General features: G+C 66.1%; 20 protein-coding genes. 13 read left to right on the forward strand and 7 right to left on the reverse strand.

Annotation, left to right across the window (positions count from 1 at the left end; genetic code table 11):
• Positions 1-105: 105 nt before the first annotated feature.
• Positions 106-846, forward strand: a complete 741-nt coding sequence (locus QTH97_RS20740; protein WP_286570346.1) for a sulfite exporter TauE/SafE family protein — start codon at positions 106-108, stop codon at positions 844-846.
• Positions 847-882: 36 nt separating this feature from the next.
• Here QTH97_RS20740 and QTH97_RS20745 read toward each other — a convergent pair whose 3' ends face one another.
• From QTH97_RS20745 to QTH97_RS20755, 3 genes are all read right to left on the reverse strand, one after another.
• Positions 883-1,116: a hypothetical protein gene (locus tag QTH97_RS20745; RefSeq protein ID WP_286570347.1), complete on the reverse strand. Its 234-nt coding sequence runs from the start codon at positions 1,114-1,116 to the stop codon at positions 883-885.
• A gap of 64 nt (positions 1,117-1,180) precedes the next feature.
• Complete coding sequence (locus QTH97_RS20750; RefSeq protein WP_286570348.1) at positions 1,181-1,600, reverse strand: hypothetical protein; 420 nt, start codon at positions 1,598-1,600, stop codon at positions 1,181-1,183.
• A 113-nt stretch (positions 1,601-1,713) separates the two neighbouring features.
• Positions 1,714-2,616 carry a LysR family transcriptional regulator gene (locus QTH97_RS20755; protein WP_286570349.1) on the reverse strand — a complete coding sequence of 301 codons (903 nt, stop codon included), beginning with the start codon at positions 2,614-2,616 and terminating at the stop codon, positions 1,714-1,716.
• 232 nt (positions 2,617-2,848) lie between these two features.
• Between QTH97_RS20755 and QTH97_RS20760 the strand changes: the two genes are divergently transcribed.
• From QTH97_RS20760 to QTH97_RS20805, 10 genes are read left to right on the forward strand one after another with little or no spacing between them, the layout of a single operon-like run.
• On the forward strand, positions 2,849-3,607 hold the full coding sequence (locus QTH97_RS20760; RefSeq protein WP_286570350.1) for a cysteine hydrolase family protein: 759 nt from the start codon (positions 2,849-2,851) through the stop codon (positions 3,605-3,607).
• Positions 3,608-3,609: 2 nt separating this feature from the next.
• Positions 3,610-4,647 (forward strand): ABC transporter substrate-binding protein, encoded by a 1,038-nt coding sequence (locus tag QTH97_RS20765; protein ID WP_286570351.1) that lies wholly within the window; start codon positions 3,610-3,612, stop codon positions 4,645-4,647.
• Positions 4,648-4,668: 21 nt separating this feature from the next.
• Positions 4,669-5,460 (forward strand): SDR family NAD(P)-dependent oxidoreductase, encoded by a 792-nt coding sequence (locus QTH97_RS20770; RefSeq protein ID WP_286570352.1) that lies wholly within the window; start codon positions 4,669-4,671, stop codon positions 5,458-5,460.
• A gap of 17 nt (positions 5,461-5,477) precedes the next feature.
• Positions 5,478-6,938: an allantoinase AllB gene (gene allB / locus QTH97_RS20775; protein WP_286570353.1), complete on the forward strand. Its 1,461-nt coding sequence runs from the start codon at positions 5,478-5,480 to the stop codon at positions 6,936-6,938.
• Entirely contained in the window at positions 6,935-8,053 is a 1,119-nt protein-coding gene (gene atzD, locus QTH97_RS20780) for a cyanuric acid amidohydrolase (protein ID WP_286570354.1), read from the forward strand. Before allB ends, atzD begins: the two co-directional genes overlap by 4 nt.
• 8 nt (positions 8,054-8,061) lie before the next feature.
• Entirely contained in the window at positions 8,062-8,958 is an 897-nt protein-coding gene (locus QTH97_RS20785; protein WP_286570355.1) for an ABC transporter ATP-binding protein, read from the forward strand.
• Positions 8,955-9,734: an ABC transporter permease gene (locus tag QTH97_RS20790; RefSeq protein ID WP_286570356.1), complete on the forward strand. Its 780-nt coding sequence runs from the start codon at positions 8,955-8,957 to the stop codon at positions 9,732-9,734. Before QTH97_RS20785 ends, QTH97_RS20790 begins: the two co-directional genes overlap by 4 nt.
• A 56-nt stretch (positions 9,735-9,790) precedes the next feature.
• Complete coding sequence (locus QTH97_RS20795; RefSeq protein WP_286570357.1) at positions 9,791-10,843, forward strand: ABC transporter substrate-binding protein; 1,053 nt, start codon at positions 9,791-9,793, stop codon at positions 10,841-10,843.
• Positions 10,840-12,348 (forward strand): amidohydrolase family protein, encoded by a 1,509-nt coding sequence (locus tag QTH97_RS20800; protein ID WP_286570358.1) that lies wholly within the window; start codon positions 10,840-10,842, stop codon positions 12,346-12,348. Before QTH97_RS20795 ends, QTH97_RS20800 begins: the two co-directional genes overlap by 4 nt.
• A 20-nt stretch (positions 12,349-12,368) precedes the next feature.
• On the forward strand, positions 12,369-12,779 hold the full coding sequence (locus QTH97_RS20805; protein WP_286570359.1) for a DUF3830 family protein: 411 nt from the start codon (positions 12,369-12,371) through the stop codon (positions 12,777-12,779).
• Between the two features lie 18 nt (positions 12,780-12,797).
• Here the strand turns inward: QTH97_RS20805 and QTH97_RS20810 are convergent, their stop codons facing one another.
• Both QTH97_RS20810 and QTH97_RS20815 read right to left on the reverse strand, forming a co-directional pair.
• Positions 12,798-13,094 carry a hypothetical protein gene (locus tag QTH97_RS20810; protein WP_286570360.1) on the reverse strand — a complete coding sequence of 99 codons (297 nt, stop codon included), beginning with the start codon at positions 13,092-13,094 and terminating at the stop codon, positions 12,798-12,800.
• A 568-nt stretch (positions 13,095-13,662) separates the two neighbouring features.
• A complete protein-coding gene (locus QTH97_RS20815) occupies positions 13,663-14,352 on the reverse strand; it encodes a DsbA family oxidoreductase (RefSeq protein ID WP_286570361.1) in 690 nt (229 codons plus the stop codon).
• Positions 14,353-14,475: 123 nt separating this feature from the next.
• Between QTH97_RS20815 and QTH97_RS20820 the strand changes: the two genes are divergently transcribed.
• Complete coding sequence (locus QTH97_RS20820; RefSeq protein WP_286570362.1) at positions 14,476-14,847, forward strand: hypothetical protein; 372 nt, start codon at positions 14,476-14,478, stop codon at positions 14,845-14,847.
• A gap of 677 nt (positions 14,848-15,524) precedes the next feature.
• Here QTH97_RS20820 and QTH97_RS20825 read toward each other — a convergent pair.
• Positions 15,525-15,755: a hypothetical protein gene (locus QTH97_RS20825; protein ID WP_286570363.1), complete on the reverse strand. Its 231-nt coding sequence runs from the start codon at positions 15,753-15,755 to the stop codon at positions 15,525-15,527.
• A 248-nt stretch (positions 15,756-16,003) separates the two neighbouring features.
• On the opposite strand from QTH97_RS20825, the gene QTH97_RS20830 reads away from it, so the two are divergent.
• A complete protein-coding gene (locus QTH97_RS20830) occupies positions 16,004-18,022 on the forward strand; it encodes a gamma-glutamyltransferase family protein (RefSeq protein ID WP_286570364.1) in 2,019 nt (672 codons plus the stop codon).
• A gap of 353 nt (positions 18,023-18,375) precedes the next feature.
• Here the strand turns inward: QTH97_RS20830 and QTH97_RS20835 are convergent, their stop codons facing one another.
• Positions 18,376-19,713 carry a DUF1254 domain-containing protein gene (locus tag QTH97_RS20835; RefSeq protein ID WP_286570365.1) on the reverse strand — a complete coding sequence of 446 codons (1,338 nt, stop codon included), beginning with the start codon at positions 19,711-19,713 and terminating at the stop codon, positions 18,376-18,378.
• Positions 19,714-19,910 lie beyond the last annotated feature (197 nt).

Consider the following 19,910-nt stretch of genomic DNA (forward strand, 5'->3'; position numbering starts at 1 on the left):
GACGGGACGGATCAGCGTCCACGGACGAGGCCGCGTCGTCCGGTCGCAACGACGCCGCCGGGAGCGCGTGCACACTGACGGAGGCCCGACCACAATCGGGCACGAATGGCGGTCTCCGGTTTGCTCTCCTACTTCTTCGTCCTGGTCGTCGGCCTGTTCGCCGGATGCGTCAGCGGCATCATCGGAACGGGCTCATCCCTGTTGCTCCTTCCGATCCTCGTGTTCCAGTTCGGGCCCAAGCATGCGGTGCCCATCATGGCGGTCGCTGCGGTGATGGGAAACCTGGCACGCGTTGCGGCCTGGCGGAGCGAGGTGGACTGGAAGGCCGTGGCAGCCTACGCCGTTCCCGGGGCGCCGGCTGCCGCTCTGGGCGCGAGCACGATGCTGGCGCTCCCGTCCTCGGTGGTGGAAGCCATGCTCGGGCTTTTCTTCCTGGCGATGATTCCGCTCAGGCGCTTGCAGGCGAGACTGGCGTGGCGCCCGAACCTCTGGCACCTGGCCTTCGCAGGCGCGTTGATCGGATTTCTCACCGGACTGGTCCTGTCGACCGGGCCGCTCAGCGTGCCGGTGTTCACCGCCTACGGCCTGGCCTCCGGCGCCTTCATTGCCACCGAGGCGGCCAGCTCGCTGGTCTTGTACGTCAGCAAGGTGGCGACGTTCAGGCAACTCGGTGCCGCGCCGCTGGAAATCCTGCTCCAGGGCGGCATCGTCGGCGCTTCGCTCATGGTGGGGACGTACGGCGGCAAAGCCGTGCTCCAGCGCCTGAAAGTCGGCGCGTTCAACCGGATGCTGGATGCGGTGATGCTGGTTTCCGGATTTGCACTGCTGTGGAGAGCAGTTCAATGAACCCCGGCATTTCGCGCAACCGAGGCGCTGTCGCCGCTACAGCACCTTGAGCCGAAGAAGGCCGTCATCGGTCTGGAACGTGTCGTCGCTGGTCTTGACGACGCTCTTTCCTGTTTCGAGGCGGTATTCGCTGGCGACTTCGCGCGGCGCGATCGCTTCTTCATCGGGGCTCGCTTCGAGGGATTCGGCGTAGCGCACCACGACGTGCCGCTTGCCGACCTGATCGGTGACCTCGATGCGCTCCGTAGGGGCTTTTCTCCTGTGAGGCATTTGCTTCCTTCCCAAGGTTGAGCAACTCTTACTCTGCCCCAGATCCATGACTGCACGCTGACGTTCAGCGAACCTGCTGTCGACGCCCACGCACCCGCGCCCATAGCGCCCGCAGCCGCCGGGCGCGGTCCTCGAACAGATACGAGCCGGCCAGCGCGAAGATGCCGGAGACGATGCCCGTCACGATGGCCTCCAGCCGGGGAAAGCCGTAGTGCCCCGGATGCGAGAAGGTGTCGCCGATCATCGTCAGGAGGCCGACGAGCAGCGCGTTGCCATGGCGATTCGCGAAGAGCTTCGTGGCCGGCGTGAAGGTCAGGAGCAGCGCGAGCAGGCCGGTGAACAGGCCGGTCTGCAATGCGAGCATCCAATGGGGAATGCTCAGGAGGTTCCCGAGGCTCCCGGGCATGCAGGTCATGCACGCGCTGGTGGGCTGCCAGAAGCGCTGGATGAACAGCTTGAAGCGATGCTTCCATGGATTGGGCATCACGCGATCCCCTCAATGCACCGGTTGCCATCCTCTCACATTGATCGCGATGCGGCGAGCCGGTGCAGTTGCCGCCACGGCGAAAGCGCCGGCCTCAACCGAGGCAGCGGGGGCTAGGGCACGAGACCTGCCAGGCTCTTCCGCAGGAACTCCGCGAACGCATAGGCAATCACCGGAAGCTGCCTCCCCCGCAGGCTCGCCAGCACCAGTTCGCCTCTGGGAAAGCCGCGATCCTCGATGTCGCGCGCCACGATGTGTCCGTCGTCGAGCGCGGCGCCGATGGCCATCTGGAAAGAGATCGACCGGCGGTCTTCCAGGCAGCCGCGCAGGAACTCGAAGCTGTTGCTTTCCACCATGCCGTCCAGCTTCGTCGAGCTGCGCGCGAGAAAGCGCTCCAGCAACTGGCGCCCTCCGGTGTCGCGGTTGGGCAGCACCACCGGGTACTCGGCGCAGTCGCGCAGGCGCAGTGACGAAGCGCTGCCAGCCGCGAGCGGATGCCTGGCATGCAGGATCGCCATGAGCTTCTGCTCGACCACGATCGCGCGCTGGATGTCGGCCTCCGGCGCCAGGTTGAACACCAGTGCCAGGTCGGTCTCGAAGCTGCGCAGCGCACGTGCAGCCTGCACGTGGTCGCCGATGTGGATGTCGAAGGCGACCAGCGGATGCGTCTTCCGGAATTCGCCGATCACCCCCGGCAGGAACCGCGGCGCCAGCGCCTGGCTCGCCACCAGCCGCACGCTTCCGCGGCGCAGGCCCTGCAGCTCCTCGATCTCCGAGCGCACGCGCTCCAGGTCGGCGGCGCGGCCGCGGATGTAGCGCACGAACAGCTCGCCGGCCGCCGTCAGGCGCATGCCGCGCGGCAGCCGCTCGAAGACCGGCGTGCCGAGTTCGTCCTCGATGTCCTGGATGCGGCGGTTCACCGCGGACGGCGCGACGTGCAGCCGCTCGGCGGCCTGGCGTATCGAGCCCACGCGGGCCACTTCGTCGACGTAGCGCAGAAGACGCAGATGGTTCATGCGGCGCATCTTGCAACGATCGTGCCTCGAATGAGCGTTGCCGTTTCGGCAACGCAGCAAGCGCGATAAAGCGTCGGAGCAGAGCACTGTCGGGCACGTCGCGTGCATGACATCGGGCATGAAAGCCCCATCGCGTCCCCCACGCCCCAGCTTGGCGCCCACGCCGCCCCCTTCGAGGGCATCGTTCGGCCCGGCCGCACACAACGCCTGGCAGCTGCAGGACGGAAACCGCGTGAGCTTCGTTCGCAAGGCACGCAAGCCGCGGCCTCTGCTCATCGCCGATGCCGCACCGCAGGCCGTCGAGATCGACCTGGCGTGCACCGCCCTGCTCGTCGTCGACATGCAGAACGACTTCTGTCATCCCGAAGGCTGGTTCGCGCAGAAAGGCCTGGGCACCAAGGCCGCGCGCAAGCCGATCCCGATGCTGCAGGCGCTGTTGCCGGCCTGGCGCGACGCAGGCGGCGCGGTGGTGTGGCTCAACTGGGGCATCCGCGCCGACAAGCGCAACCTCGGCCCCACGGTCCAGTTCAAGGGCAAGCGCACGGCCGATGGCGTGGGCTATGCCGAGCACTCGCCGCTCGACCATGGCCCCTCGCTGGTGCAAGGCTCGTGGGGCGCGCAGGTCATCGACGAGCTTGAGGTCGCGCCTTCCGACATCAGCGTGCACAAGCACCGCCTCAGCGGCTTCTGGGACAACGAGCTCGACACGCTGCTGCGCCAGCAGGGCATCACCACGCTGCTCTTCACCGGCATCAACACCGACCGCTGCGTGTTCTCGACGCTGCAGGACGCCAACTTCCTCGGCTACGACTGCGTGCTGCTGCAGGACGCCTGCAGCACGCCATCGCCGGCCTACGTGACCAAGGGCGTCATCTACATCGTGCAGTTGCTGCACGGCTTCGTCGCGAGTGCCGCGTCGTTGGTGCGCGCCCTTCCACCCGCTTCTTCCGCCTCGTCTTCCATCTCTTCTTCCAGACCCAAGGAGTCCTGACCATGAAATTCCCTTTCCCGCACGCCCTGCTGTCCGCCTGCGGCCTCGCGCTGGCGCTGACCGCTGTGCCCGCCGCCGCGCAGGTGCCGATCAAGGTGGTGCTCAACTGGAAATACGAAGGCCCGCAGTCGTGGTTCTTCCTGGCGCAGGACAAGGGCTACTTCAAGGAAGAAGGGCTCGACGTCACGATCGATCAGGGAGAAGGCTCGGCCGCGTCGATCCCGAAGGTGGCCGCCGGCGCCTACCAGGCCGGCTTCGGCGACATCAATGCGCTGGTCGACCTCGCGTCCCGGCGTCCGGCCGATGCGCCGGTCGGCGTCTACATGCTCTACAACACGCCGCCGTTCACGCTCGTGGTGAAGAGCGACAGCCCGATCAGGACGCCGAAGGATCTCGAAGGCAAGACGGTCGGCGGCCCGGCCAACGACGGCGCGCTGAAGCTGTTCCCGGCCTTCGCCAAGATCGCCAGGATCGACGCCGCCAAGGTGAACATCACCAACATGGCGCCCAACCTGCGCGAGCAGATGCTCTCGCGCGGCCAGATCGACGCCGGCTTCGGCTACGTGACCACGGTCAGCTTCAGCGCCAAGGGCATGGGGCTCGACCCGGCGAAGGATCTGCGCTTCATCCGCTACGGCGACTACGGCATGGACCTCTATTCCAACACGGTGTTCTTCTCGAAGAGCTTCGTGAAGGAGAACCCGAAGGCCGTGGCCGGCTTCGTGAAGGCGCTCAACCGCGCGGTGAAGGAAGTCATCGCGAACCCGGATGCCGGCGTCGACTACGCGATCAAGCGCGAGCCCCTGCTCAAGCGTGAGGTCGAGAAGGAAAAGCTGCTCGCCACGCTGAAGAACGACATGAGCCACCCCGAGATCGCGCGCATCGGCCTGGGCGACGTCGACGACGCGCGCCTGCGCAAGGACATCGCGATCGTCGTCGAAGCCAACGCGCTGCCGCGCACGCCCGAGCCGGGCGAGATCTTCGACCGCAGCTTCCTGCCGGCACGCGCCGATCGTCCTTCCAACACCACCACGAACTGAACCCGCACAGGAGACCTGCACATGGACTTGCAACTGAAAGACAAGGTGACCCTCATCACCGGCCCCGCCAAGGGCATGGGCGCCGCCGTGACGCTGGCCTTCGCGCGCGAAGGCGCCAGGCTGGTGCTGGCCGGCCGCGACACCGCCGCCATCGAACCCGTGGCCGCCGAGGCGCGTGCGCTCGGCGTGCAGGCCATCGTGGTGCCCTGCGACCTGACCGTGGCCGCGCAGACCGAGGCGCTGGCCGCGCATGCGCTCGAAGCCTTCGGCCATGTGGACGTGCTGGTCAACGTGGCCGGCGGCTCGGGCCCGATCGGCAAGACCGGCTGGGAAACCACCACCGAGGAATTCAACGAGATCGTGCAGCTCAATATGACCGGCTGCTTCAACACCATCCACGCCATCCTGCCGTCGATGATCGCGCGCCGCAGCGGCAAGATCGTCAACGTCGGCGGCACCTTCGGCCTCCGCGGGCGCGCCGGCCGGCTCGCGTATTCGGCTTCCAAGTGGGGCCTGCGCGGCATCACCAAGAGCTTCGCGCTCGAAGCCGGCCCCTACAACATCAACGTCAACAACGTCGCGCCCGGCATGGTGGACGGCCCTCGCTTTCGCGAGAAGGTGTGCGCGAACATGGCCGAGAAGATGGGCATCACGCTCGAAGAAGCCATGACGCGCCATGCCGCCGACTACGCACTCAAGCGCGTCTCCACCGATGCCGACATCGCCAACGCCTGCCTGTTCATGGCGAGCGAGGTGTCGCGCCAGATCACCGGCGTCGACCTGCCCGTCGACGGCGGCTGGGCCGCACTCTGAACGCGCGAGGACATCCCATGACCAGAGAAGTCGACCTCGTCATCCGTGGCGCCCGCGTGGTGTCGCCGGACCAGATCATCGAAGCCTCGGTGGCCATCGCCGGCGAGCACATCGTCGCCGTCGGCCACGACGACACCATGCCGCCCGCGCACGCCGAGATGCGCGCCGACGGCCTCTACCTGCTGCCCGGCGCCATCGACAGCCACGTCCACTTCCGCGACCCCGGCTATCCGAACAAGGAGACCTGGAAGACCGGGTCCGCCGCTGCCGCGATGGGCGGCGTGACCACGGTCTTCGAGATGCCCAACACCAACCCGCCGACCGGCACGGTGGAGGCCCTCCGGATCAAGCTGAAGGCGGCCGAATCGTCGTACTGCGACTTCGGCATCCACGGCCTGCTGGGCGACGAGAGCATCGACCAGCTCGAAGCGCTGCTCGATGCCGGCGTGACGAGCTTCAAGGCGTTCGTCGGCAACACCTTCGGCAACCTGCCGGCGCCGACCGACGGCGCGCTGCTCGAAGGCTTCGAGATCCTCGCGCCGCTGGGCATCCGCACGGTGGTGCATGCGGAAAACTCGTCGATCCTCTTCCGCCGCCAGAAGCACCTGCAGAACGCCGGGCGCATCGACTCGATGGCGCACCTGGCGGCGCGGCCGGCGGTGGCCGAGATCGAGGCGATCAACCGTGTGCTGACGCTCGCCGAGTGGACCGGCGCGCGCGTGCACATCGCGCACCACAGCGCAGCGGATTCGCTCTACCTGCTGCGCGAGTTCAAGCGGCGCGGCGTCGACGTGACTGCAGAGACCTGCCCGCAATACCTGCTGCTCAACACCGACCACATGCTGAAGCTCGGCGGCGTGATGCGCGTGAACCCGCCGATCCGCGAAGCCCGTCACAACCAGCCGCTGTGGGATGCGCTGATGGACGGCACGCTGGACATGATCGCAACCGATCACGCGCCGCACACGCCCGAGGAGAAGACGCGCGAGAGCATCTGGGAATGCGACTGCGGCTTTCCGGGCGTGGAAACGCAGATGCCGCTGATGCTGACCGAGGTGAATCGCGGCCGGGCTTCGTTGATGGACTACGTGCGGTGGAGTTCGGTGGCGCCGGCCCGGGCCTGGGGGCTGTATGGCACCAAGGGCGTGATCGCACCCGGTGCGCATGCCGACATCGCCTTCGTCGACATGGCGCGCGCCGGCACGCTGTCGCAGAACAAGCTGCAGAGCATCAGCAAGATCTCGCCGTGGAACGGGCGGGCCGTGCAAGGCTATCCGCTGCACACGCTGCTGCGCGGGCGCTTCGTGATGCGCGACGGCAAGCTCGTCGCCAATGCGGCGGGCTGGGGCCGTTCCGTCAAGGGCATCCAGAAGATGCCGACCCCGAAGCCGCGCAACATGGAGCACTACAGCAGCGCCATCGTCGACGCGCCCGCGGGCATCCCGGCGAACGCCGTGCCGCTGGTGGACGCCCTGTGAGCGCCCCACAGAAAGTCGACGTGTTCCGCGTGCCCTGTGAAGGGCCGGCCGACCTGTCGGGCGTGCAGGCGCTGGTCGATGCGAAGCACCTCGACCCCCGGCAGATCGTCGCCGTGATGGGAAAGACTGAAGGCAACGGCTGCGTCAACGACCACACGCGCGATTTCGCGGCCACGGCCTGGTGCCACTTCCTGGCGCCTCACCTCGACTGCACGGCCGCGCAGGTGCATGAGCGCGTGGCGCTCGTGATGTCCGGCGGCACCGAAGGCGTGTTGTCGCCGCACTTCACGGTGTTCGCGCGCGGCCCCGCCCATGCGGCGGAAGTGACGGACGAGAAGCGCCTCGTGGTCGGCATCGCGCACACGCGCGACTTCGCCGCGGAGGAACTCGGGCGCATGGCGCAGGTCGAGGCCACTGCGGAGGCAGTGAAAGCCGCGATGCGCGACGCCGGCATCGACGACGCGGCGGACGTGCACTTCGTGCAGGTCAAGTGCCCGTTGCTCACGTCGGCCAAGATCCGCGCGGCGCAGGAGCGCGGCGCGGCCACCGTCACGCGCGACACCTACGAGTCGATGGGCTGGTCGCGCGGGGCCTCGGCGCTCGGCGTCGGCCTCGCACTGGGCGAGTTCGAGGCCGTCGACGACGCCGCGATCCTGCATGACGGCGCACGGTTCTCGGCACGGGCCTCGGCCTCGGCCGGCATCGAGCTGGACGGCAACGTGGTCATCGTGCTCGGCGAGGCGGCCGGGAGTGCCTCCCGCTTCCGCATCGCGCACACGGTGATGCAGGACGCGATCGACGGCAACAGCGTGCGCCGCATGCTGCGCGAGCGCTTCGGGCTCGACCCGGAGGACGATGCGGACGTCATCGCGTCGCGGCTGGTCAACCTGCTGGCCAAGGCCGAGGCGAGCCCCGGCGGACTCGTGCGCGAGGCACGCCACACCATGCTCAACGACTCCGACATCAACTCCACGCGCCACGCGCGTGCGGCGGTCGGCGGCGTGCTGGCTTCGGTGGTCGGGTCCACGGCGCTCTACGTGTCGGGCGGTGCCGAGCACCAGGGGCCGCCCGGCGGCGGGCCGGTCGCCGCCATCTTCGCCATTCCATCCCTCTGAAAGCTGCCATGAGCAATGCCTACATCCAACTCTCCGACGTGATGCTGCGCTACGGCGGCGGCACCATCGCACTGGACCACACGACGCTCGGCATCGACGAGGGCGACTTCGTGGCGCTCGTCGGCCCGAGCGGCTGCGGCAAGTCGACCATCCTGAAACTCGTGGCCGGCCTCCTGCGGCCCAGCGCGGGCGCCGTGATCGCGGGCGGCCGCGAGGTCGGCGCGGCCGGCACGCAGCCCGGTGGCGGCACGCATGCGTCGCAGGCGCCGCGGCTGCGCATCGGCCTCGCGTTCCAGAACCCGACCATGCTGCCGTGGCTCACGATCCGCGACAACGTGATGATTCCGCTCAAGATCGTCGAGCCCTTCCGCCAGCACTTCGGCAAGAAGAAGCATGGCGAGTACAAGGACCGCGTCGAGGCATTGCTCGCGCAGGTCGGCCTCAAGGGCTTCGGCGACAAGCGGCCCTGGCAACTGTCGGGCGGCATGCTGCAGCGCGCGTCGCTGTGCCGCGCGCTGGTGCACGACCCCGAACTCCTGCTGCTCGACGAGCCCTTTGGCGCGCTCGACCAGTTCACGCGCGAGGAGCTGTGGGACATCATGCAGAAGCTGTGGATGGACCGGCGCCCCACGGTGCTGCTGGTGACGCACGACCTGCGCGAGTCCGCCTATCTCGCCAACCGCATCTGCGTGATGAGCTCGCGGCCCGGCCGCATCCTGGAGACGCGCGAGGTCGGCTTCGCCCGGCCGCGCACGCTGGAGAGCAGCTACGCGCCCGAGTTCGCCACGCTGGTGCAGCAACTGCGCATGCGCATCGCCGACGCACGGCGCGATGGCGATGCGACGCCACCCGCTGCGGCCGCGACCACGACGGCGACCGCCACGCTGGAAGAGGTGACGGCATGAACCTCTCCCCTCGAACCCGCCGGCGCCTGCTGTCCGCCGGCGCGCTCATCGGCTTCTTCGTGCTGTGGGAGCTGGTCTGCCTGGCCTTCGGCGTGTCCGACCTGATCCTGCCGCGGCCGAGCCAGATCGCGAGCGTGCTCATCGAGAAGATGTCGCTGCTGTGGCCGCACGCGGTGCAGACGCTCTACACCACCTTCGCCGGCTTCGTGCTCGGCGTGCTGGCGGGCATCGTCATCGGCGTCGTCATCGGCTCGTCCCGGCTTGCCTACGACGTGACCTATCCGCTGCTGGTCGGCTTCTCCAGCATCCCCAAGGTGGCGGTGGTGCCGCTCTTCGTGGTGTGGTTCGGCGCCGGCACGGTTCCGGCGATCCTGACCTCGATGGTGATCAGCATCTTCCCGGTGGTGGTCAACGTCGCGACCGGGCTCGCCAGCACCGAACCCGAGCTGGAGGACGTGCTGCGCGTGCTCGGCGCGCGCAAGCGCGACATCCTCTGGAACGTCGGCCTGCCGCGCACGCTGCCCTACCTGTTCGCGTCGCTCAAGATCGCGATCACGCTGTCCTTCGTCGGCACCGTGCTGGCCGAGACCGTGGCGTCGAACAAGGGCATCGGCACCGTGATGATGATCGCCAGCGGCAACTTCGACGTGCCGATGGTGTTCGCGGGACTCTTCCTGCTGGCCGCAATGGGCGTGGCGCTCTATGCCGTGTCCTCGCTGGTCGAACAGCGCATGACCGGCTGGGCGCAGCGCAAGACCGACATGGCGATGGCATGAGCACGCCGCGGCCTCTTCTCTCTTCATTTCCCTCTTCATCCCACCCTGGAGCCTCCATGCACCATCGACTCTCGCGCCGGTCCGCGGCCATCGCCTTCGCCGCACTGGCTTCGCTCGCCGCATGGCTGCCGGCAGGCCCGGCCGTTGCGCAGCCCGTCACGCCCATCAAGTTCGTGCTCGACTGGAAGCTGCAGGGCATCCACGCCTGGTACTACCTGGCCGAGGACAAGGGCTACTTCGCGCAGGAGAAGCTGGCCGTCACCATCGACCAGGGCGACGGCTCGGCCGCTGCCGTGACCAAGGTGATGGCCGGTGCCTACCAGGCCGGTTTCGGCGACGTCAACGCGATCATCCAGAACGCCGTCGCCAAGCCGGGCACGGCGCCGGTGATGGTCTACATGATCTACAACCGCGCGCCCTTCGCGCTCATCGTGAAGTCGACCAGCCCGATCAGGACGCTGAAGGACCTCGAAGGCAAGACGCTCGGCACCGTGGCCGGCGGCGCGGCCTCGCGGATGTTCCCGGTGATCGCGGGCAAGGGCGGCGTCGATGCGGGCAAGGTCAAGTGGACCAACGTGGCGCCGAACCTGCAGGAGCAGATGATGCTGAAGGACCACGTCGACGGCTCCGCGGTGTTCTCGGTCACCAGCTACATGAACCTGGTGGCGCAGGGCATCGACCCCGACAAGGACATCCGCTGGTTCCACTACGGCGACCTCGGCGTCGAGCTGTACGGCAATGGCGTGCTGGTGTCGCAGAAGCTCATCAAGGACAACCCGCAGGCCGTCGCGGGGCTGGTGCGTGCCATCCACAAGGGCCTGCGCGATACCATCGCCAACCCCGACGCCGCCATCGCCGCCCTCATGAAGCGCGAGCCGCTGCTGAACAAGGACCTGGAGAAGCGCCGACTCATGTATACGCTGAAGACCGTGATGCTCACACCCGAAGCCGCCGCCATCGGCCTGGGCGACGTGAGCGATGCGCGCTTCGCGCGCTCACTCATCCAGGTGCAGGAGGCATTCGAGCTGCCCCGCGTGCCGACCGCAGCCGAGGTCTTCGACCGCCGCTTCCTGCCGCCGCTGGCCGAACGCAAGGTGACGGCTCCATGACGACGCCCGCGGCGGACGCCACCTTTCTCGACTGCGCCTGGCTGCTGGCCGACCCGGGCGAGGAGGCTGCGCGCCGCGATGTGCGTATCGGCCTGTCGGAGGGGCGCGTGGCTTCCATCGAGGCACAGCCGGGCGCGGGCAGTGGCCGTCGCAGGCTGGCGCTGCCGGCGCTCGCCAACGCGCACGACCATGCGCGCACTTTTCGCAGCGCCACGCTGGGTGCATTCAACCAGCCGCTGGAAAGCTGGCTGCCCTTTCTCGGCGTGGTGCCGGGCATGGACCCCTACCTCTGCGCCGCGACATCCTTCGCGCGCTCGGTGCGCAACGGCGTCGCGCACCTGATGGTTCACTACACCCGCGTGCAGGGCGGCATGCCCTACTTGGACGAGGCGCGCGCCGTGGCACGTGCCGCGCGAGATGTCGGCGTGCGCATCGGCTTCGCCGTGGCGATGCGCGACCGCAACGGCATCGCCTACTGCGACGACGCCGCGGTGCTGACCGCGTTGCGCCCCGGCATCCGGGACGCTGTCGCGAAGCGGCTCGCCGTGCAGCCGGTCGCGCCCGCGCAGCAGCTCGCGCTGGTCGACGAGGTCGCCGCGATGGTGCAGGAAGACGGCTGCAGCGACCACGTCACCGTGCAGTACGGCCCCACGGCCGTGCAGTGGTGCAGCACGCCGCTGCTCGAAGCCATCGCGCGGGCTTCGGCCGACACCGGCCGGCCGGTGCACATGCACTTGCTGGAGACCCAGTACCAGCGCCAATGGGCCGACCGGGTGCATCCGGACGGCATCGTGAAATTCCTCGACAGCATCGGACTGCTCAGCCGGCGGCTCACGCTCGCGCATTGCGCCTGGGCGCGGCCGGATGAGCTGGCGCTGATTGCCGAACGCGGCGCGACCATCGCAGTCAACACGAGTTCGAACCTGGGCCTGAAGTCCGGCATCGCTCCCCTGCCCGAGATGCTCCGGCAAGGCTGCCGCGTAGCCATGGGACTTGACGGCATGGCCTTCGACGAGGACGACGACGCGCTGCGCGAGGCGCGCCTGGCCTACGCGCTGCACCGTGGATGGGGCTTCGACACCACGATGACACCCGGGCAGCTCTGGGGCTTCGCGTCGCGACACGGCCCACGCAGCGTGTCGGGCTCCGCCGCGGCGTCGAGCGGCCGCATCGCGCCCGGCGCACCGGCCGACATGGTGCTGCTGGACTGGGACGCGCTCGATGACGACGCCCTCTTCGCCGACACGGACCCGCTCGACCTGCTGCTGGCGCGCGGCAACGGCACGCACATCGCGGACGTGATCGTCGGCGGCCGCACCGTGGTCGAGGCGGGCCGCGTGACCGGCATCGACGAGGCCGCGCTGCGCACCGAGTTGCTCGCACGCATGCGCGCCGCCCTGGCCGCCGACGCTGCGCACGGCGGCTGGCGCACCACCGTGAACGCGCTCGCGCAGGACCTTGCCCCCTTTTATCGCGACGGCCGCATGGGCGGCTGTTGCGGCTGACCCCCAGGAAACACCGAGACATGACCCGCATCAAGATCACCGCCGGCGGCTTCGACTTCGTCGCCGTCACGCATCCCGACGCACCGCTCACCGTGGCGGCGTTCTCCAAGCTGCTGCCCTATAGGCAACGGCTCATCCACGTGCGCTGGAGCGGCGAAGGCTGCTGGGTGCCGCTGGGCGAGTTCCAGCTCGGCGTCGGCTTCGAGAACCACACCAGCCACCCGTCGGTGGGCGACATCCTGTTCTACCCAGGCGGCTACAGCGAGACCGAGATCATCCTGGCCTACGGCGCCTGCAGCTTCGCGAGCAAGATGGGCCAGCTCGCCGGCAACCACTTCCTGACGATCGTGGAAGGCAAGGAGAACCTGCGCGCACTCGGGAACAAGGTGCTGTGGGAAGGCGCGCAGGACGTGGTGTTCGAGCTGGCCTGAGTCGGCTCGGACCCGAAGCTACCGGTTCAAGAAGGCGTCGGTGACGACCAGGGAGGCCTTGAGGCGGCGGTCGTATTCCGCATGGACCATCTTCAGCAAGGCTTGCACCTCCTTGGGACTGACCCCGGAGTCGCGGCCGCCCGCCGCTCGCCATGAATCGACAAGGCCGCGAAGGCATACGGTGGCCTCGTGCATCTCTTTCAATGCATTGATATGGCCGACGATTTCGGCGGTGATCGAGGCGGAATAGCCGGGGTCGCTCTCAGCAAGGCGAAAGTCCGGGGGGCGCGCGAGCGCGCAGGTAGGGTGTGCCATCAATGGCCTCCAAAGGGTGCGGTTTGCTACAACCGCCGCCCTCGCTGTCAAACGATGGCGGCAGCTCGAACGGGTTGACAGACCGGGCACCCCTTGCGAGAACCGGCAGGGCGTGAGCCCTCCCGTCCGAGCCGCCAAAAAGCAGGCGCGAACGAAAAAGCCGCAGGTCCTGCGGAGGTCACTGCGGCTTTCGTCGCAGGGGTGCTTGTCAGGCTGTCAAACCCGATCACGCCGGATGGGGGCGTGATCGGGAAAGTATAGCTACGAGGGCTGGCCGATGCGAGTTGCCGGAGGGCAGTTGCTTGCGTTGAACGTCTGGAAAGTGGCGCAAGGAACGGATCGCAATTTTGTTGGAGAGTCTCAAATGGCCGGTGCGGACTGAATGCGACTGTTCAAGTTTTCAAACTGAGCAGCGGCAGCGCCCTAAAGCTGACTTTGGGATGCTTGCCCGGTGTACGACTGCTGAACCTTGGAACTTGACTTCCGACGGTCCAACGCTGGACTGCAGATCTACCGAATAGCCATTTCGGTGGCACTGCTTGAAAGGCCGCCGCGCAGACATGTCCGTCTACGCGTCAAGCGCCTGCAAGATGGCGTTCAGCATCGTCTCGGAGGGCATTGCGCCCGAGAATGCCAACGACTCGTCGACCACAAAGAATGGCACTCCATGAAGAGGATAGCGGGCGCCCTCCGGGTTCGTTCTGTCGGCGCGGAATCCATCGCCCCCAGGGCTGCTGCAGACGTCTCGCTTTAGTCCGCATTCCAGAGCAAGACGTTCAAGCACGGAGCAATTGCCGATGTCCTTGCCCTCGAGGAAGTAGGCCGTGAAGATGCGATCGACTAGCTTCGCCTGCTGAGTCTTGTGGGTGCGCTCTATCAACGCGTGAGCCTTGGCCGTGTTCGGTAGGACCTGGATTCGATCAAAGGCAAACTGGACTCCCGCAGCGTTGCCGACCTGCTGCACTTGGGCGCGACGCCTGATGACGGCTTCGGAACTGCCCAGACGTGCCACATAGAAGGCTTGATAAGGCACGCCGCCTTCTGGGGTGTCGGGAAGCAAGGCATGCGACCGCCAGAGGACATCGAGACGCACGTCGTGCCGCAGTTCGGCAAGTTTCCGCGCAGCGGCGTCCAAATGCCGCTTGCCGATGAGGCACCACGGGCAGACGAAATCGAAGAAGAGCTCGATTGTCAGAGTTCGAATCGCACCCACTCCTTCCGCGCTCTTCGGTACAGCCATCGATGCAGGCAATTTCATGAACCAAGTTCCCATGAGTCAGCGGCCGTCGTATGACCCGGCCAATCCAGCGATCACGCCGCCGCTGCAAATCTACCGCCCGATCGCAGGTGCCGCCCCCCCCGTCAAGGAGGGGGCGCCCGGGTGTTCATCGCGCCAAAATTCAGTGCCATCGTGAGCGTCGATCGCCAATCCCGGACAAGCAGTGCACGCTCGCGAGCACTTTCTGCTTTTGATTTCAGCTATGCGCAAGCCTTCTCCTACCGCTACCAAGCCATGAGCATTCCACCGCGTGAATGGTGGGTATTCGTGCACGCTCGCGATGTTGGATACATCGGGACCGTGAAGGAATCCACCGAGGAACTCGCTCGTCTTGCGGCACTGTCGAAGTACTCCAAGAGGGGTGAGCGCGCCAGGCTGTCCAAGGGCCGACAAATGCGGCGCCCTGAGCTCATGCACATCTATGAAGATGATGACTTTGATGTGAGGCCCGAACGAACGCGCCCGCCCGCTTAGCCTCTGTCTTCGCCACGCTGGCCTGATACGGCAAATGGCGGACGAAGGACAACCACTACTGGGTCAGCATCGAATGGCGTCATATGTTTGACGGCCCGCTTGGTACCGAGAACTTGGTGTCGTGCGATCTATCCAATCGACGGCTCCTACTATCTCGCCCCCGTCCGAACGGGGTCGGCCCAGTCGGTGAGGGGGCAGAGCTCGCTCCATGTCTGAATTGCCTTGGGACCGGTCGTTGATAACGGGATTTCCTTGGCAACAGGCTGACCGGAATCGGCATCACAGCGTGAGTTCAACCAGCGGCAGGGAAGGACAGCAGCCGCTGCAAACGCCGGCCGATTGGCGAGGACGACAGGCAGGGTAGGGCCCTTTCCGGCTGTACGCATTTCACTAAAGCGGACCTTGGTTACCTGACTATTTGAAGGTAGGGCAGGCCCATTGTTGGCGCTGCGCTGCAACGCTTCCCAGAGAGCTTGCTGAGGAACTGATAGTCGAAATAGGAATGCGGCCTCCCAAGAGCATGCCAGGCCGCAGCTGTGGCGATGAGGCTCGTGAACGCTGACATCAACGCCCACTCAACCGTTCTTCTCAGCTTCTTCGAACTGTTGGGTGAAGGGCGGGCTGATTGCCGAATGCCCGCTAGTGGCATTCAGATATCGGCTGCCTATTCCTTGCCATCATGGGAAGGTCCAGTCCAACCCGAGCATCCTGCCAAGGCCGAAGGTGAGGAGCCAGAGGCCCAGGAGCAATAGCACGAAGACTGCGGCCACCTTGCCGCCCGCGCGTGGCACCGCGCTCTGCTTCCCCTTCTTCCCTCGCTCATAGTGCCACTTGATGGCGAAGAACATGCCCGTGCCGAACACGAGAACCTTGAACGTAACGAAGACTATAGGGACCCAATCGATCATTTTGTTTGACACTATGGTTCAAGGCATCGGGTGCCTGGTCCTGGCCGACCTGAGCCTTAGGTCGCTGCGAGGCGAAGGGCAGCATACGCTGCACAACGGTTGAGTCTTCGACTCAGGCTTTTGAGCCAGGCCTGATTCGCATGTCCCATGCAGACCCCGATCTGTAGGGGGAAAGCACCATGCGTACCGCGTGCCTTCCGATGCTAAACCGCTGGCTTCGGCATCTGCCGGTACTTCGAAGGATAAGCATGCACTTCCCCCTGCATAACCGTGTCCTCACTGGCTCTCTTCTATTGCTGCTGCTCCTGGGCGGCTGCGGTGGAGGTGGTGACAGCGCAGGGGGTTTACCTGCCGCAGTTGCCCAGAGCACGAAGCCCGCGACAGCGGCGTCGCAGTCGGATCCTTCATGCACCGCGATCACTGCGAGCGGTTCCGTCGTCGTCGGCTCAGGCCTTCCTGGTGACCCGGCGGCCCCGGAACTCGCGTCGGGCTACCGCACCGGCATGCAGGCTGTTTCTGCCAAGAGCTTCATGGTGGTGGCGGCCAACCCACTCGCCAGCAAGGCCGGCTGCGACGTGCTCAAGTCCGGCGGCACCGCGGCCGATGCCGCAGTCGCGGTGCAGGCTGTGCTCGGTCTGGTCGAGCCGCAGTCCAGTGGCCTCGGGGGCGGTGCCTTCTTGCTGCACTATGACGCCCGGACCCAGGTGGTGCAGACCTACGACGGGCGCGAAACGGCACCGGCTGCTGCTACCGAGAACCACCTCCGCTGGATCGATGACGTGGCCGACCGCACCACGCCACGCCCGAGCGCGCGCGCGAGCGGCCGGTCCATCGGCACCCCCGGCGCGGTCCGCATGCTCGAGCTGGTGCACCAGGAGCACGGACGCAAGCCCTGGAAGAACCTGTTCGATGCCGGCATCGACCTCGCGGACAACGGCTTCAAGATCCCGGGGCGAATGGCAGATGCCATCGCCGGGGCGCGAACCAACCTGATTAGAGATGCCGAAGCGGCAGCGACCTACCTGAATCCGGACGGCTCCGCCAAGGCACTGGGGACGGTGCTGACGATTCCCGCCTATGCGCAGACGCTGAGGGCGCTCGCGCAGGGTGGCGCAGACGCGCTCTACACCGGCCCGATCGCCCAGGACATCGTGGCCAAGATCAACATCGCCACCAGCGCCGACGGCAGCACGCCGATCACGCCGGGCAAGACCACGCTGGCCGACCTGGCGAACTACCGGGCCAAGAAGCGCGATGCGGTCTGCACCACCTACCGTTCGTATTGGGTCTGCGGCATGGGGCCGCCGTCTTCAGGTGGCATCGCGGTAGCACAATCGCTGGGCATCCTGGAGAACTTCGACCTGAGCCAATACCGGCCCACCAACGTGGACAACGACGGTGGTCGGCCGCAGACGATGGCCGTGCACCTCGTCTCCGAAGCCCAGCGCCTGGCCTATGCGGACCGCGACAAGTACGTCGCCGACACCGACTACCAGCCGCTGCCTGGCAATGGCGTGCCCACCATGGTCGACAGGGACTACCTGCGCGGCCGCGCCGGCCTCATCAACCTTGCCACCAGCATGCACACGGCGCAGCCGGGTAACCTTGGCCCGATCCCGGCCGGCATCATGCCGCCCTCGCCCGAGAACGGCACCACGCACATGACGATCGTGGACCGGGACGGCAACGTCGTGTCGATGACCACCACGGTCGAGTCGGGCTTCGGCTCGTATCACATGGCGCGCGGCTTCATGCTCAACAACCAGCTGACCGACTTTTCCGCCGCGCCGACCGACGCCAGCGGACTGCCGATTGCCAACCGTGTTCAATCAGGCAAGCGCCCGCGCAGCTCGATGGCGCCCACGCTCGTGTTCCGCAAGGCGGCGGACGGCTCCCGCGGCGATTTCGTGATGGCTACAGGCTCGCCCGGCGGCTCCGCGATCATCCAGTACGTGACAAAGACCTTGGTAAGCGCGCTGGACTGGAACTTCGATGCGCAGCAGGCGAGCGCGATGGTGAACTTCGGCGCCTCCAACAGCCCGACCACCTCCATCGGCGGCGAGCATCCGAAAATCGATGCCACCAACAACGGCGCCAACGATCCATTGGTGACGGAACTGCGCGCGATGGGGCATACCGTGAACGTCGGTGCGCAGTCCAGCGGCGTCGCCACGATCATCCGGCTCCAGGATAAGAAAGGCACTTTGCAGGGCGGCGCCGACCCACGTCGTGAAGGCTTGGTCCTGGGGGACACGTTCACGCCTTAGACCGGTCTGCCGGGGGTGGTCAATCGGAGGGCCGTTGGGACTCTGCCGAAATCGAGTCCGCTTAGCGTAAGCAGGCAAGCGGTCACGCGACGGAGCGGCCAATGTCGGCCGGGTAGCCACTGACCGGAGCGGCCAGTGACGCTCGTCGGGAAGATTTGGCCGACTCGATCGAAGTCGGTGACCAAGCTTGGTTGCGGGAAGGCAAGCAGCCAAATTTGGCTTTCGCGAAGCGGCCGTTCAACATGAAATGAACGCCCCCGCGCTGCGCTGGCCCCGATACGGCGAGCGGCGACGCTAGGCGCGGAAAGGGGAAGCGCGACTTTGCTGGCTCAGACCGCCGGGTCGTCAGGCGGCTACAGAGCTTTCACCACGGGCGGCGGGTTCCATCTGCCCGTGAGGGCCTCCGACTTTGGCCCATAGAGTCGCATGGTCAAGTTGAACCCTCCCTGGGGCGCGGGCAGCCAATTGGCGTCCTTATCTCTGCCGGGACTTTCTTTCTGAAAGTACAAGTCGAGTGACCCATCCGCGTTGGTTTCGAAGGGCATCCAGCTGCTCAACGCGAACCGGTCGAGCACATTTGCCACCTGGAATCCATCGTCATCGTAGAGCGTGATGGACCAGAAGACGTTCACGGGCGGCATTGAGCTTTTATCGAAGTGAATCGTGTATCTGTTTGCGCCGGTCAGCGGCGCGCCGGTGTCGTCGGCGAGGTTCAGCGGATAGATGGCGTCTTCAGCCAGGTTAGCGCCAAGGCCAACCTGAGAAACGATTGCGCGCTTAAGGTAGTAGTTGCCGTACACACCCATGGTATCGGTGTTCATGGACCACCCGTTCGCGACTCGCGCAAGCGTCGGAAACTTCCACTTCATGATTTGTTGGGCGTCTTCAGGCGCACTCGCAAGTGCCTTCTGCACAGCGGGAGCGAGCTTGTCGAAGTCAAAGCTCTTGCCGGGCTCGATGCCGATGCGCTTCATCCGCGCGACGATTGGCTGGTCGGTGATGTGGGGCGGATGCAGCTTGAGTAGCTCGGCCGCATAGGTGAAGAAGCGGGTGGCTGGCATCGTGTCGGCCTGCGTCTTCGGTGGCGTCTCCATGTCCACCGCTGGGTCGATTTTCGTGGCCATCGGAACCGTTGGCTTGCCCCAACCGGAGAGCGACGAGACGGTGTATCCCGCCTGAATCTTGTTCACCGCATCGTAGTCCGCAGGTCCATCCGTCCTGGTGCGACCGATAATCCAGACATACGAGGTCGGTGCCGGGAGGTGCGAAACTCCCTCTGGAATCTTGCCAACCCAGCCCGGCGGGGTGACGAGAAAATTGCCAACGCCGGTTCCAGTCGTCCGCGAGCCGGGCGACGCGAATACGTCGGTCCACATGTCCAGCATCGGAAGAAGGTAGTACCGCCCCTGCGTGTCTGGCGAGGAGACAATCTGCGCTTCCTTTGTGAGGTCCAGCCATGCGACGGAATAGAGCGTATCGAAGTTGACCCGCACGACAACTTTCACATCTGCAGGCGGATAGGCGGGTATGTTGATGAACATGTTCATCGGGCCCCGGCCGAATTTCTTTCCGGCTTCGATATTCGTGGATTGCAGCCGCGTGATATCCATGCTCACGAGCGGATAGAAGTAGATGTACGCATCGACTGCAATCTCGTGGGCTTCCTGTTCGGAAATCGTGTCAGTAGTCATGGCAATGTGCTCGCTTTCTGCATGACGCTGTTGTGAGTCAATCGAGCGAGTCAGCGGTGCTCGCGTCAAGACCGCGGAATCGCCCTGAGCCGAAGCCTCAGGCCCATGGTAGCCATGGACGGGCCTTGTTGGAATCAGGTCAAGGGCAACTTGCTTGCCCAAGACGTAAGGTGTCGAAACCGCCTGCAAACCCGCCG

It is taken from the genome of Variovorax gracilis (assembly GCF_030317115.1).
GTDB classification, from domain to species: domain Bacteria; phylum Pseudomonadota; class Gammaproteobacteria; order Burkholderiales; family Burkholderiaceae_C; genus Variovorax; species Variovorax gracilis.

Excerpts from the sequence above, each read along its gene's own strand:
- QTH97_RS20790 (WP_286570356.1), top strand. The coding sequence starts at position 8,955 with ATGAACCTCTCCCCTCGAACCCGCCGGCGCCTGCTGTCCGCCGGCGCG.
- QTH97_RS20795 (WP_286570357.1), top strand. The coding sequence starts at position 9,791 with ATGCACCATCGACTCTCGCGCCGGTCCGCGGCCATCGCCTTCGCCGCA.
- allB (WP_286570353.1), top strand. The coding sequence starts at position 5,478 with ATGACCAGAGAAGTCGACCTCGTCATCCGTGGCGCCCGCGTGGTGTCG.
- QTH97_RS20765 (WP_286570351.1), top strand. The coding sequence starts at position 3,610 with ATGAAATTCCCTTTCCCGCACGCCCTGCTGTCCGCCTGCGGCCTCGCG.
- QTH97_RS20810 (WP_286570360.1), bottom strand. The coding sequence starts at position 13,094 with ATGGCACACCCTACCTGCGCGCTCGCGCGCCCCCCGGACTTTCGCCTT.
- QTH97_RS20785 (WP_286570355.1), top strand. The coding sequence starts at position 8,062 with ATGAGCAATGCCTACATCCAACTCTCCGACGTGATGCTGCGCTACGGC.
- QTH97_RS20825 (WP_286570363.1), bottom strand. The coding sequence starts at position 15,755 with ATGATCGATTGGGTCCCTATAGTCTTCGTTACGTTCAAGGTTCTCGTG.
- QTH97_RS20835 (WP_286570365.1), bottom strand. The coding sequence starts at position 19,713 with ATGACTACTGACACGATTTCCGAACAGGAAGCCCACGAGATTGCAGTC.
- QTH97_RS20800 (WP_286570358.1), top strand. The coding sequence starts at position 10,840 with ATGACGACGCCCGCGGCGGACGCCACCTTTCTCGACTGCGCCTGGCTG.
- QTH97_RS20745 (WP_286570347.1), bottom strand. The coding sequence starts at position 1,116 with ATGCCTCACAGGAGAAAAGCCCCTACGGAGCGCATCGAGGTCACCGAT.
- QTH97_RS20750 (WP_286570348.1), bottom strand. The coding sequence starts at position 1,600 with ATGCCCAATCCATGGAAGCATCGCTTCAAGCTGTTCATCCAGCGCTTC.
- QTH97_RS20755 (WP_286570349.1), bottom strand. The coding sequence starts at position 2,616 with ATGAACCATCTGCGTCTTCTGCGCTACGTCGACGAAGTGGCCCGCGTG.
- QTH97_RS20770 (WP_286570352.1), top strand. The coding sequence starts at position 4,669 with ATGGACTTGCAACTGAAAGACAAGGTGACCCTCATCACCGGCCCCGCC.
- QTH97_RS20830 (WP_286570364.1), top strand. The coding sequence starts at position 16,004 with ATGCACTTCCCCCTGCATAACCGTGTCCTCACTGGCTCTCTTCTATTG.
- QTH97_RS20740 (WP_286570346.1), top strand. The coding sequence starts at position 106 with ATGGCGGTCTCCGGTTTGCTCTCCTACTTCTTCGTCCTGGTCGTCGGC.
- QTH97_RS20815 (WP_286570361.1), bottom strand. The coding sequence starts at position 14,352 with ATGAAATTGCCTGCATCGATGGCTGTACCGAAGAGCGCGGAAGGAGTG.
- QTH97_RS20805 (WP_286570359.1), top strand. The coding sequence starts at position 12,369 with ATGACCCGCATCAAGATCACCGCCGGCGGCTTCGACTTCGTCGCCGTC.